General features: G+C 63.5%; 11 protein-coding genes. 8 read left to right on the top strand and 3 right to left on the bottom strand.

The features are described from left to right. Positions 1 to 57: 57 nt before the first annotated feature. Positions 58 to 1734, bottom strand: coding sequence for an MFS transporter (locus WG900_RS08910; RefSeq protein ID WP_339966442.1), 1677 nt, complete (start codon positions 1732 to 1734; stop codon positions 58 to 60). Positions 1735 to 1917: 183 nt separating this feature from the next. Between WG900_RS08910 and WG900_RS08905 the strand changes: the two genes are divergently transcribed. Both WG900_RS08905 and WG900_RS08900 read left to right on the top strand, forming a co-directional pair. Further along, the gene (locus WG900_RS08905; RefSeq protein ID WP_339966440.1) at positions 1918 to 3174 is read left to right on the top strand and encodes an acetyl-CoA C-acetyltransferase; all 1257 of its coding nucleotides are present in this window, start codon (positions 1918 to 1920) and stop codon (positions 3172 to 3174) included. Beyond that, positions 3123 to 3689 (top strand): MarR family winged helix-turn-helix transcriptional regulator, encoded by a 567-nt coding sequence (locus WG900_RS08900; RefSeq protein ID WP_339966438.1) that lies wholly within the window; start codon positions 3123 to 3125, stop codon positions 3687 to 3689. Before WG900_RS08905 ends, WG900_RS08900 begins: the two co-directional genes overlap by 52 nt. 79 nt (positions 3690 to 3768) lie before the next feature. On the opposite strand, the gene WG900_RS08895 is transcribed toward WG900_RS08900, so the two are convergent. Continuing rightward, positions 3769 to 4053, bottom strand: coding sequence for a hypothetical protein (locus WG900_RS08895; protein ID WP_339966436.1), 285 nt, complete (start codon positions 4051 to 4053; stop codon positions 3769 to 3771). Positions 4054 to 4356: 303 nt separating this feature from the next. Here WG900_RS08895 and WG900_RS08890 point away from each other — a divergent pair, with 303 nt between their 5' ends. From WG900_RS08890 to WG900_RS08870, 5 genes are all read left to right on the top strand, one after another. Continuing rightward, on the top strand, positions 4357 to 5577 hold the full coding sequence (locus WG900_RS08890) for a CaiB/BaiF CoA transferase family protein (RefSeq protein WP_339966434.1): 1221 nt from the start codon (positions 4357 to 4359) through the stop codon (positions 5575 to 5577). A 149-nt stretch (positions 5578 to 5726) separates the two neighbouring features. Next, positions 5727 to 6017 carry a hypothetical protein gene (locus WG900_RS08885; protein WP_339966432.1) on the top strand — a complete coding sequence of 97 codons (291 nt, stop codon included), beginning with the start codon at positions 5727 to 5729 and terminating at the stop codon, positions 6015 to 6017. A 15-nt stretch (positions 6018 to 6032) separates the two neighbouring features. After that, positions 6033 to 7544 carry a class I adenylate-forming enzyme family protein gene (locus tag WG900_RS08880; protein ID WP_339966430.1) on the top strand — a complete coding sequence of 504 codons (1512 nt, stop codon included), beginning with the start codon at positions 6033 to 6035 and terminating at the stop codon, positions 7542 to 7544. Beyond that, positions 7534 to 8742, top strand: coding sequence for a CoA transferase (locus tag WG900_RS08875; RefSeq protein ID WP_339966428.1), 1209 nt, complete (start codon positions 7534 to 7536; stop codon positions 8740 to 8742). Before WG900_RS08880 ends, WG900_RS08875 begins: the two co-directional genes overlap by 11 nt. After that, complete coding sequence (locus WG900_RS08870; protein WP_339966426.1) at positions 8736 to 10124, top strand: amidohydrolase family protein; 1389 nt, start codon at positions 8736 to 8738, stop codon at positions 10122 to 10124. Before WG900_RS08875 ends, WG900_RS08870 begins: the two co-directional genes overlap by 7 nt. Here WG900_RS08870 and WG900_RS08865 read toward each other — a convergent pair. Continuing rightward, the gene (locus WG900_RS08865; RefSeq protein ID WP_339966424.1) at positions 10035 to 10865 is read right to left on the bottom strand and encodes an enoyl-CoA hydratase/isomerase family protein; all 831 of its coding nucleotides are present in this window, start codon (positions 10863 to 10865) and stop codon (positions 10035 to 10037) included. The two genes, WG900_RS08870 and WG900_RS08865, sit on opposite strands and share 90 nt — an antisense overlap. Before the next feature lie 304 nt (positions 10866 to 11169). On the opposite strand from WG900_RS08865, the gene WG900_RS08860 reads away from it, so the two are divergent. Then, positions 11170 to 11979, top strand: a complete 810-nt coding sequence (locus tag WG900_RS08860) for a helix-turn-helix domain-containing protein (protein ID WP_310531986.1) — start codon at positions 11170 to 11172, stop codon at positions 11977 to 11979. Positions 11980 to 11993 lie beyond the last annotated feature (14 nt).

Below are 11993 nucleotides of genomic sequence, written 5' to 3'. Positions count from 1 at the left end.
CAGCCAAGGCAGCGATTGGTTCAAGCCTTTTGCAGGCAATTCACTTCGCCGGCGCGATCAAGGGCCCATGTAGTTGATCGTTCCCACCTTCGGGTCGGGAGAATCCGCCTGCCATCGCACCGAACCATAAGGCCGTTCCAGCCAGCGCCGCACCCGGGTGCCATGGCCGGATCGGTTGAAAGCATCCGCTTCGGCCTGGGTATCGCTGTCCGCCATGGTATAACGATCACGCATCCGCAGATAATCGCCCCAGGTCGGGCAGTGGTAGCGTTCAAGCCAGATGTTCGACGCGCCGATATCGCGCGAAATGGTCCAGTTGAACCCGCCGTTGCGCATCCGCACCTTCTGCACACGCCGCATGACATCATAGAAGTTGCGCGCGTGCTCCGGATCGACATCGTACTCGATCTCCACACAGACCGGCCCCGAGCGCATCGACAGGTCAAGCGAAACCGCCACCTCGTTGTCGAGCCCGATGGTGTCCTGCCCTTCCCCGTCGCTGTGCGGCAACGGCGAGATGAAGCCAACGATGACGGTCAGTATCACAGCAATACCCGACACTGCAAAAACCAGCGGCAAGCCGTAAGGCGCGACAGCCGCGCCCCAAACGGCGGATCCGATCGCGATGCCGCCGGTCAGCGCCGAGGAGAACAGGGACAGAGCGCGCGCCGTCACCCAGCGCGGCGCGGTAAGCTGCACGCCGACGTTGAGCATCGAATAGGACATGATCGAACAGGCGCCGGTGACGAACATCGCCGTCAGCACCACCGCTTCCGACCTGGTGAAGGCAATGACGACCATGAATGCTCCGGTCCCCAGCGCCATCAGCCGCACCGCGCGTTCGGTTCCGATAGCTTTGCGCAAGCGCGCGATCTGGAGCGCACCGAACACCGCGCCAACCCCGGCGGCACCCAGCATCAGGCCATAGGTCCCGGCATTGCCCTGCAACTGGTCCTTGGCGATCAGCGGCGCCAGCGCGCTGAGCGGGGCGCTGGCAAAGCCGAACAGGAAAGCGCGGGCCAATACCGAGCGGATCTGCGGCGCGTGGAGGGCATAGCGTGCGCCAGTAACGATTGCGCGGTCGAGCCGCTCAGGCGGCAGGCGCGATGGCACGTGCCGCCGCGTCCAGAACAGGAAGGCAATCCACAGCGGGACATAGGCCGCCGCATTGATAGCAAAGGCCGCCTGCGCGCCCCATGCCAGCACCACCAGGCCGCCCAGAGCCGGTCCGAAACTGCGCGCCAGATTATAACTGATCGTACCGAGCGCGATGGCGGCGGGCAGATGCTCGTTCGAGACCTGCTCGCCGATCGATGCCTGCCATGACGGCGAATAGAGCGACACGCCCGCGCCAATCAGCACGCAGAAGGCCAGCAGCAACCAAGGCGTCGTAAGTCCGGCAAAGGCCAGCGCCGAAAGTGCTGCCCCGGACACGGCGGCAAAGGCCAGCCCGGTCAGCGCGATCTTGCGGCGATCGAACATGTCGGCCAGCGCACCGGCGGGAACCGCAACCAGCATCAGTGGCAGCATCAGCGCGGTCTGCACCAGCGCGACCATGCTGGGGTCGTTGCTCAGCTTGGTCATTTCCCAGGCCGCGCCAACGCCGAGGATGAGCTGGCCAAAATTGGAAAACAGGCTGGACGTCCAGATGCGCCGGAAGGTCTTCTCGCGCAGAGGCGCAAAAGTCCCGCCGCTTGCCGCGCTGGCCGCCTGTCCGCTGTCTGACACCTGCATTCACCCCTTTCCGGCACCTTCGCGCCGCGTCACTCAAGGCTGCCCCAGCCCCATCCGCAAGACAATAGCATTGCTGCCAATCGCCGCGACGATGCAACGGGCCCTGCCCTATCCCGCTGCATTGCAAAACGAAGGAATGGCGCACATGTGCCAAGCAACACTTTCAAGCATCCGGAGCCCGACATGGCCGAAGCCTATATCATTGATGCCGTCCGCACCCCCCGCTCGATCGGGAAGATGGGCAAAGGCGCACTTTCCACAATGCACCCGGAACACCTTTCCGCAACCGTGCTCGCCGCCCTCAAGGAGCGCAACAACCTGAACACGGCCGACGTCGATGATGTCATCTGGGGCGTTTCGGCGGGGATCGGCCTTCAGGCCGGTGACATCGGACGCAACGCCGCCCTCGATGCTGGCTACGACGTCCGCGCTGGCGGCGTCACGCTTAATCGCTTCTGCGGCTCCTCGATCACCTCGACCAACTTCGCCGCCGCCATGATCATGGCTGGCGCGCATGACCTTGTCGTCGCCGGCGGCATGGAAATGATGAGCTACGTCAACATGTACGGCATGAAGATGCGCGAAGCGGGGCTCAGCGGCGGCGGCATGGGCGCGGGCAATCCCCGGCTCCAGGCCAAGCACCCGCAATCGAACCAGGGCGTCTGCGCCGATGCCATCGCCGCGATGGAAGGCATCACGCGCGAAGAACTCGAAAAACTGGGGTACGAAAGCCAGCAGCGCGCCGCCAAGGCTCTGGCCGAAGGCCGCTTCGACAAGTCGACCATCGTGGTGAAGGACGATGAAGGAAACGTCATCCTCGACCATGAGGAATACCCCCGCCCCGAAACCACGCTTGAAGGACTCGCCCAGCTGAAGCCAGCGTTCGAGATGTTCCTCGACATGCCTTCGGTTAAGGACGGCAAGACCTTCCGCCAGCTGATCAACCAGGTCTATCCCGACATCGACATCAAGCCGATCCACCACGTCGGCATTTCGTCCGGCGTGGTCGATGGCGCGTCGGCGATCCTGCTCGCTTCGAAGGAATATGCCGAGGCAAATGGCCTGAAGCCGCGCGCGCGCATCGTCGCCATGGCAGAGACCGGCGATTGCCCGACGCTGATGCTCAACGCGCCTGTGCCGGCAGCGAAGAAGGTCCTCGCCAAGGCCGGCCTGACCAAGGACGATATCGACGTCTGGGAAGTCAACGAGGCCTTCGCCGTCGTGGTCGAAAAGCTGATCCGCGACCTCGATCTCGATCGCGCCAAGGTCAACCCGAACGGCGGATCGATCGCGCTTGGCCACCCGATTGGCGGCACCGGCACGATCCTGATCGGCACCGCGCTTGACGAACTGGAGCGCACCGGCGGACGGTACGGCCTGATCACGATGTGCGCGGCGGGGGGCATGGCCCCGGCGATCATCATCGAACGGCTGGACTAATTGCGACACCGCGGGGACTCGCCAAGGGTCCCCGCGGTGCTATGGTGTGGTCAGGGCTTCATGCTTGGGAGGATGATGCCATCGACGGACAAGCTAACCCGCGGCGCGAAATTGGCCGGCTGATCATTCTGATCGGCCGAATGTTGCGTCAGGATTTCGATCGCAGTGTGACCGATTTCGGTGTCACGCGCTCGCAATGGGCGCTGATCGCGGTCGTCTCGCGTATGCCGGGAACGACACAACGCAAGATCGCCGAGCTGCTTGAAATGTCTGAAGCATCGGCCGGCCGCCTGATCGACCGGCTTTGCGCCGATGGCTACCTGCGCCGGACCGAGGCCGATAATGACCGCCGTGCCCGCGCCGTCCACCTGACTGACAAGGCCACGCCGATGCTCGAAAAGCTCGGCGAATATGCCCGCCAAAACGAGATCCGCGTGTTCCGCGATTTCTCCGACGAAGAACTCGCGGAATTTGACCGCCTGCTGGAAAAACTGCGTCAAAATCTGGCGTACTGACCTCTCACTCGGAACCGGCGCAAAGGAAAGGGCGGCACCTTGCGGCACCGCCCTCAAAACTTCAGCAATGGTTGCCGGCTTAGCGGCTCTTGAGCAGCTCGGCCTTGGTCAGCGTAGTGACAACCTTGCCATTGTCCTGCGACAGCGTGTCGGTCGGGACAGTGATCAGCTTGCCTTCAAGAATGACCTGCACGGCACCGGCCTGCGTTACGCGATAGATCGCGGCGATGCGGTTGCCCTTGATGCTGTAGAGGGCCTTGCCGGCAGTGATCGTCTGGGTAGCTTCTTCAGCGTGAACGGCAACCGGCAGGGCCGAGAAGCTGGCAAGCGTTGCTGCGAGGGCGAGCGGAAGGAACTTGTTCATGAAACTGGGGACTCCGGGGAAGGCTGAGGCAGAATCGCCGAACCTATTAACTAACCCTGGTTAGTAATTATCCCCGCGCGCGCAAACGCAAAAACCGCATGAGCAGTTGATAAAAACACAATTGGACGAGCGAAGGGCGCTGATCAGCTATCGGCGCAGCGATCAGACTATAAGGTTCTCGAGCAGATGCCGCGTTGATCGTCGCAGCGATGGGGTGCCAGTTGCGCCTTGCGGGTTGTGCGAGCAGGAACGCTGCAAGCGGGGAGCCCGCAGGGATCAAGAGTGGATAGGGTTGATCAGGCAATGACCAAGGTAATGGACGGTATCCGGGTTCTGGAAGTGGCGCAATTCACTTTCGTGCCGGCAGCAGGCGCAATCCTCGCGGATTGGGGCGCTGATGTCATCAAGGTCGAACACCCGGTCCGCGGCGATACCCAGCGCGGTTTCATCAACATGGGCGGCGTCGTGGTCGAGCGGGACCGCAATCCTCTGATCGAGCACCCCAACCGCGGCAAGCGCAGCGTGGGCATCGATATCTCGACGCCCGAAGGTCAGGCACTTCTGTATGAACTCGCCAAGCAATGTGACGTGTTCCTCACCAACTATCTTCCCAAGGTACGCCGCAAGAACAAGATCGATGTCGAACACATCCGCGCCGCTAATCCCAACATCATCTACGTTCGCGGCAGCGCTTTTGGCGACAAGGGGCCTGAGCGCGAATCCGGCGGCTATGATGGCACGGCATTCTGGACCCGCAGCGGCGTCGGCTACACGATGACTCCGCCCGAACTTGGCGGGATGCTTGGTCAGGGCATGCCGGCTTTCGGCGATTCTATCGGCGGCATGAACATTGCTGGCGGCATCAGCGCCGCCCTGCTACACCGCGAACGCACCGGTGAGGCGCTTGAAATCGATGTTTCACTGCTCGCCAGCGCTTGGTGGGCCTGCGGTGCGAACATTACGCAAGGCATGGAAACCGGCGTGGTATCGCGCAATTCAATGCCTGGAACTGGCAGCCGGGTAAACCCGCTCAGCGGCAATTACCTGACCAGCGATGGCGGCACAATCAACCTGTGCATGCCCAGCCCCACCGGCTACATCCGCGATACCTTCGAACATCTCGGCCTGGGTGAGCTGGCTGACGATCCACGCTTTGCCGAACCCAAGGATCTGATTGCCAACGCAGCCGAGGGCAGCAAGCTATTCGCGGAAGCTTTCGCCAAGCAGACCTTCGCCTATTGGAAGACTCACCTCAAGACGATGAAGGGCCAGTGGGCCCCCTTCCAGAGCTTGCTGGAACTGGCCGAGGATGAGCAGGCCCTCGCCAATGACATGGTCATCGAATACGAAGGTGCCGACGGCAAGCCCTATAAGGTTGTCCGCAATCCGATCCAGTTCAACGGCGAACCCACCGAAACCACGCGCGCTCCGCAGGCCAGCGAGCATACCGAGATCGTGCTCATGGAAATGGGCGTGGAATGGGACCGCATTGAGGAGCTCAAGGCCAAGGGCGCCATTGCATAACGTCCTTTTGCACGGCGAAATGCGCGATTGCATAACGCTGCCACGAAGACTGCACCGAGGGTAAAGCCCCCGCCTTGCGCTTGGCCGCGCTCACGGCGTAAGAGCCCTGTGTACGCGCTGCATGGCGCACAGGATCGAGGATGTAAGGCATGAAACCCGGTACCCGTCTGAAAAGCGCTGCCTGCGACACCGAAGTGATGGTGATCCGCTGCGGCGAAGGCACGATCGAATGCGGCGGCGCGCCCATGGGCGAAGCCAAGCCGGCCGAGCCTGCGGAGCTGAGCGCCGACCATGCGGGCGGCACCCTGATGGGCAAGCGTTACGTCGATGCCGACGGCAAGTTCGAACTGCTCTGCGTCAAGCCCGGCAAGGGTTCGCTTTCGGTCGACGGCGTGGCGCTTTCGACCAAGGACGCTAAACCGCTTCCGGCCTCGGACTGACAAGCCCAAAATCCCATGAACATTTCGCTGCTCCTCGAAATGGCCGCAGAGGCCGCGCCGGACCGCATTGCCCTCGTCTGCGATGGCAAGCGCTGGACCTATGGCGACCTGCTCGCCGCCGCGCGCGGGGCATTCGAACTGATCCAGGAATCGGGCGCCGAATATGTCGCGCTGCTCGATGAATCGAGCGAGGCCTCGGTCATCGCGCTGTTCGGTGCCGCGCTGGCTGGGGTGCCTTATTGCCCGCTGAATTACCGGTTGGCCGATGCTGATCTGGCCGCGCTGCTTGACCGTATCAGCCCTGCCCTCGTCGTCGGCGATGAAGAGCGCGTGACGCGTCTTCAGGCCGGGTTCGAGCGAGACTGGGGCCACACGATCTACAGCCGCGAGGAGTTCAGCCTCAAGGCGCAGGAAACTGTGCCAGCCGACGATTCCCGCGAATACGATATGGGCGAAGGCGTTGCCGTGCAGCTGTTCACCAGCGGCACGACGGCAGCCCCCAAGGCGGCGATCCTGCGCCATTCCAACCTGCTCGGCTATATCCTTGGCACGGTGGAATTCGCTTCGGCCGACGAAAGCGACGCCGCGCTGGTCGTGGTGCCGCCGTATCACATTGCCGGTATTTCCGCGCTGATGAGCTCGATCTACGCCAATCGCACGATCGTCATGCTCCCGGCATTTTCGCCCGAGGGCTGGCTGGCGCTGGTCGAAAGCGAGAAGGTCACCAATGCTTTCGTCGTGCCGACCATGCTCGGCCGCATCATCGAGGCGTTTGAGAAGGCGCCCGAAACTGACGTCTCATCGCTCCGCGCGATTGCCTATGGCGGCGGCAAGATGCCGGTTGAGGTGATTACCAAGGCGCTCGAGCGCTTCCCCTCGGCGGGCTTCACCAATGCCTACGGCTTGACCGAAACCAGCTCGACCATTGCCCTGCTCGGCCCCGACGAACACCGCGCTGCCATCGCTTCAGACGATCCGAAGATCCGCGCGCGCCTGTCCTCTCTCGGGCAGCCGCTGCCGACCGTGGAAATCGAGATCCGCGACGAAGATGGCCGCGCCCTTGGCGCGAACGAACCCGGCGAAATCTATGTGCGCGGCGATCAGGTCTCCGGAGAATACAAGGGCAAGAGCGCGCTGGTCGAAGGCGGTTGGTTCCCCACCCGCGACGCCGGTTACATTGACGAGGACGGCTACCTGTTCCTCTCGGGCCGCGCCGACGATGTGATCGTGCGCGGGGGTGAAAACATGAGCCCCGGTGAGATCGAGGACGTTCTGCTCACTCACCCCGCAATCGCCGATGCCTGCGCCTGCGCGGTGCCTTCGGTCGAATGGGGCGAAGCAGTCGGCGTCGCGCTGGTGCTGCGTGAAGGCGCACAGCAGCCCGCCGAAACCGAACTCAAGGAACTGGTCCGCGCGCGCCTGCGGTCAAGCCGCGTGCCGGAAAAGATCATCTTCGTGCCGGAACTGCCCTACAACGAAATGGGCAAGCTGCTGCGCCGCGAAATCCGGGCGATCCTTGCCAACTGATCCGTCCCAAGCCGGATCGCCTCGCTCTCCGGCCATTCCGCTTTCCCGCTGGGCCAGTCGCCAGCTTGCCGACCTGGCCGAGATCACCGGTTCGGCGGCGATAGCGCAGCTCGATGGCCCGACCCTGCTTGGCGAGCGGGCGTCGAACGGCGGCTATCTCGTCCCCGGCCTGCGTTCGGCAGGATTAGGCAGCAGCGGCTTGATGCCAACGCGTGATGGCGGCTGGTTTGCGCTGACCCTGCTGCGCGATGACGACCGGGCGCTGGTTCCCGCCATGCTCGGCATAGATCAATCCGGACAGATAAGTGACGAGTATCTCGCCGCCGAAGTGCTTCACTGGGATTGCCGCGAACTGCTGGCACGCGCCCGCGACCTCGGCTTACCTGCGGCCACGGCAGATGAAACGCCCATCAGCCCACCGCTTGATCGCACAGCGACCGGACTCCACCGGGAGCCTCCCAACGACCGCGCGCCTCTCGTCGTCGATCTATCGGCGATCTGGGCCGGACCACTCGCGGGGCATTTGCTGTGGCTTGCTGGCGCCAAGGTCGTGAAGGTCGAAAGCCCCTCCCGCCCCGACCTGATCCGCCGCGACGATCCGGCGACGTTCGATCTGATCAACCAGGGCAAGGCCAGCGTGCTAGCCGAACTGACCGACATCGCGCAGCGCGATGCGGTAATCGCGCTGATCCGGCGGGCGGACATCGTCATCGAATCCTCGCGGCTGCGCGCACTGGCCCACCTCGGTCTCGATGCCAACCAGATCGTGCGCGAGACGCCGGGTCTTGTCTGGCTCAGCGTCACCGGCCACGGCGCGCGCGGCGATGCAGCGCATTGGGCCGGCGTTGGCAATGATTGCTCGGTTGCTGCCGGCCTCAGCCGCGCGATGGTCGATGTCGGTGGGGACATGGGCTATGTCGGCGATGCGCTCACCGATCCGCTTACCGGGATTGTCGCGGCTAAGCTGGGCTGGCAGGCATGGTTGGACGGAACGGCCTGCCGCACGGTGCTGTCGATGAGCGCCATCGGAGCAATGGCTTTGGCAGAAGAACGCGTCTTTGACCTCGCGGCCATCGACCGCGAACTGCTCACGTGGAGCGAAAGTCGCGGTCGCCCATTCCCCGCTGTTCCGCGCCGCACGATGAGCGAGCCGGTCCGTCCGCTTGGCAGCGATACAGAGCAGTGGCTGGCATGCTGATCCAGAACGCCGAAGTCTGGCAGACTGGACTTGCCGACCTTCGCGCCGATAACAGCGGCATCGTGGCCATCGGTCTGCTCTCGCCGCAAGCCGGCGAAGAGGTGATCGACGCCGGCGGAGCAGCGCTGTTACCGGGGCTGCACGATCACCACATCCACCTAGCAGCAACGGCTGTTCGCCGCCAATCGATCGTATGCGGACCGCCCGAAGTGCGAGCTGCCGCCGACCTCGCCGGGAGGCTGCAATCAGCGCCCGGAAATGGCTGGCTGCGCGGCATCCTCTACCACGAAAGCGTGGCAGGCCTGCCAGACGCCCGTGAACTCGACGCGCTTTGTTCGCACCGGCCTCTGCGAATTCAGCACCGCTCCGGACGAATGTGGCTGTTCAACTCCGCCGGCCTCGAACTGATTCTGACACAGGACATGCCACCGCCGGGACTGGATATGGAACACGGCAAACCGACCGGCCGCCTGTTCGATGAAGACACATGGCTGCGCACCAAGCTCGGCAATTCACCGCCGGATTTTACCGCAGTTTCTGGTGAACTCGCGGCATTCGGGGTAACCGGGTTGACCGACATGTCGCCGTCGAACGGCCCCGTAATGGATGTGCACTTTGCCAAGGAGCAGGCGGCAGGGCGGCTGCTGCAGACTGTCCGACTGGCCGGAACGCTGGCCCTCGGGTCTGGCCCGGCCAAGCTGCACCTGCATGAAAACGCGCTGCCTGATTTCGATGAAACCGTCGCCTTCGTCCGCGCCGCGCACGCTGCCCGGCGTCCGGTTGCCTCGCATTGCACTACCGAGACGGAGCTGGTCTTCGCCCTCGCTGCCATTGCCGAAGCGGGTACCCTGCGCGGGGACCGTATCGAACACGCCGGCATCGCGCGGGACAGCCACATTGCCCAGATGGCCGAGCTTGGTCTCGCCGTCTGCGGCCAACCGCATTTCATAGCCGAGCGGGGTGACCAGTACCTGACCGATGTCGAACCAGACCTTATCCCGCTGCTCTATCGGCAGGCATCTTTCCTCAAGGCCGGCCTTCCGCTATCAGCGGGAAGCGATGCGCCGTTCGGCTCGCTTGATCCGTGGCTGGCGATGCAATCGGCCATGACGCGCCAGACAGCGGAAGGCCGTTCGATCGGCGCGCAAGAGACGCTGACGCCTGAGCAAGCCGTGGCGCTCTATCTCGCCGATCCCGATGATTTGTCCCGCCAGAGGACCTTGGAAATCGGCGCCCCAGCCGACCTGTGCCTGCTCAACCAGCCATGGCAGACAGCGCGCAAGTCGCTGAAATCACACCTCGTTCGCGCCACCTTCATCGGCGGCAAGCTCGTCCACCAGTCCCCAGGAGAGGGCTTCGCGGGCGTTCAGGCGCCGACCTGACAGGATCAGCTCTGCTGTCCGGTGCTGGCCAATCCGGCGGGTCAGGGAAACGCAGCCGCCAGCTCCCGGCAGCAAGCCCATCGCCAGTTCCGGCATTTGGAACCATGCCCGCGGGCCGGCGAGGATCCGCCCCGCAAAGGCCGCCAATTCAAGCCCCGACCCGACGCAGGCTCCCTGAACGTGGACCTCCATCCGATCGCCGCAGCGCGCCGCCCAGTGGGCCGGCAAGGTCTGCTGCCGGATGGCGTGAGCCTTTGCCGGATCACGCGTCATGCCGAATTCGGCAAGGTCCGCGCCCAGCGAAAACGAGCGTCCCGCCCCCGTCAGGACGATGCGGCGGATGGTCGTGTCGATAGCTGCGAGTTGCAGCATCTCGCTCAGCCCATCGCGCATGGAGACGTCAATTGCATTGTCGGCCTCAGGACGATCGAGCTCCAGCTGGAGCGTCTCGTCCACGCGAACGGAGCGCACGTTGCCGGGGGCGCTTCCCTTCATTGGCCCGCGCTTGTCGAGCCAAGCCTGGAACTCGCCTCCGGCCTGAAGGACCCCATAGGCCAGCGATTCCATTTCGAGTCCATCTGCCAATGACATCTTTGGCAAGGCGCGCAGTAGGCCCACGATGACGCGCGCGGCATGGGGATTGGCGCTCACATTGTCTGCGATGCGCTCCGCACTTTGCCGGTTCGGGACGACCACGTCGGCCCAGTCCAGTGCAGCAGAAATCGATTCGCCGATGGCCACGATTGGGCACGCCGGAAGCCGATCGACCGAGTCGAACCCCGAGTCGAAGCAGTTTTCGACAATCAGACAGGTGCTGTCGGGCAAGAAAATACCTCTGATACGTAGCGATGGCGTAATGAAACCCGGATAGGCTTTAATCCCGTTATCCTAGCAGATTCCCTAGGGTTTTCGCCCCGGCGATGCGGTCATCGCCATGGCGCGAGATTATAACGGGTGTTCAAAAAAACGAAGCATTCTCATTTTTCGTTGACAGCGGTCCTCCGAGATTCAATCATACGATTAAATAAACATGGGAGAGCAGAAGATGGCATCGACTTCGAACGCGTCCAACAAAGCCAAGATCGCCAAGCGCGTGATCGAGGTGCTCGATTATTTCGACGATGAAAACCGCGAGGCGACAGTGATGGACATTGTCCGCCGGTATAACCGCCCCCAGTCGAGCACGTCGGAACTGCTGTCGAGCCTCGTTGACCTCGGCCTGCTCTACAAGGACCCCTATTCGCGCTCCTACAGTCTTAGCCCGCGCGCTGCGCTGCTGGGTACCAACGGACAGTCGGGCATGGCCCGCGATGGCCGCATAGTCCGCCTGATCGACCGTCTTTCGGCCCAGACTGGCCTCGCGGTCGCGCTTTACGGCATGGTCGGGCTGAACGCGCAGATCGTTTCGTGGCGTTCGGGCACCCGTCAGGGCAACAGCAAGCAGCGCGCGATCCATGGCGGCGTGCAGGAATCGCTGCTGGAATCTGCGATCGGCTGGCTCATGCTCTCCACCATCCCCCAGCCCCGCCGCGACGGCGCAGTGCGCCGCCTGATTGCCGAGGCAAGCGATGACCGCAAGGTGCCCTTCGCCGAAATGGCCGGCCGCATCCAGCGCTGCATCGATACTGGCGCGGGCGTTGGCGCTGCCGGCTTCGGCACTTCGGCAGACACCGTGGCCGTGCTCCTGCCCGACCAGCCGGGTGAACACCCGATGGCGATCGGCCTGGTCTTCGCACCTGACAGCCAGATCAACCCCGAAGCGCTGGTGACCTGCATCCGCGAAGCCATCTCCAGCTGCCTGCTAGGTGAAGAGTCGGCCCCGGCTGTCCTCGAAGCGGTTGCCAACGCCGCCTGATCGCGGCGCTCAGG

The sequence above is a fragment of the Novosphingobium aquae genome, from assembly GCF_037572715.1.
GTDB classification, from domain to species: Bacteria; Pseudomonadota; Alphaproteobacteria; order Sphingomonadales; family Sphingomonadaceae; genus Novosphingobium; species Novosphingobium aquae.
This window is presented reverse-complemented; position numbering and strand designations above follow the sequence as displayed.

Coding starts and splice junctions, on each gene's coding strand:
- WG900_RS08910 (WP_339966442.1), bottom strand. CDS start 1,734: ATGCAGGTGTCAGACAGCGGACAGGCGGCCAGCGCGGCAAGCGGCGGG.
- WG900_RS08885 (WP_339966432.1), top strand. CDS start 5,727: ATGAAACCCGGTACCCGTCTGAAAAGCGCTGCCTGCGACACCGAAGTG.
- WG900_RS08860 (WP_310531986.1), top strand. CDS start 11,170: ATGGCATCGACTTCGAACGCGTCCAACAAAGCCAAGATCGCCAAGCGC.
- WG900_RS08880 (WP_339966430.1), top strand. CDS start 6,033: ATGAACATTTCGCTGCTCCTCGAAATGGCCGCAGAGGCCGCGCCGGAC.
- WG900_RS08895 (WP_339966436.1), bottom strand. CDS start 4,053: ATGAACAAGTTCCTTCCGCTCGCCCTCGCAGCAACGCTTGCCAGCTTC.
- WG900_RS08905 (WP_339966440.1), top strand. CDS start 1,918: ATGGCCGAAGCCTATATCATTGATGCCGTCCGCACCCCCCGCTCGATC.
- WG900_RS08870 (WP_339966426.1), top strand. CDS start 8,736: ATGCTGATCCAGAACGCCGAAGTCTGGCAGACTGGACTTGCCGACCTT.
- WG900_RS08890 (WP_339966434.1), top strand. CDS start 4,357: ATGACCAAGGTAATGGACGGTATCCGGGTTCTGGAAGTGGCGCAATTC.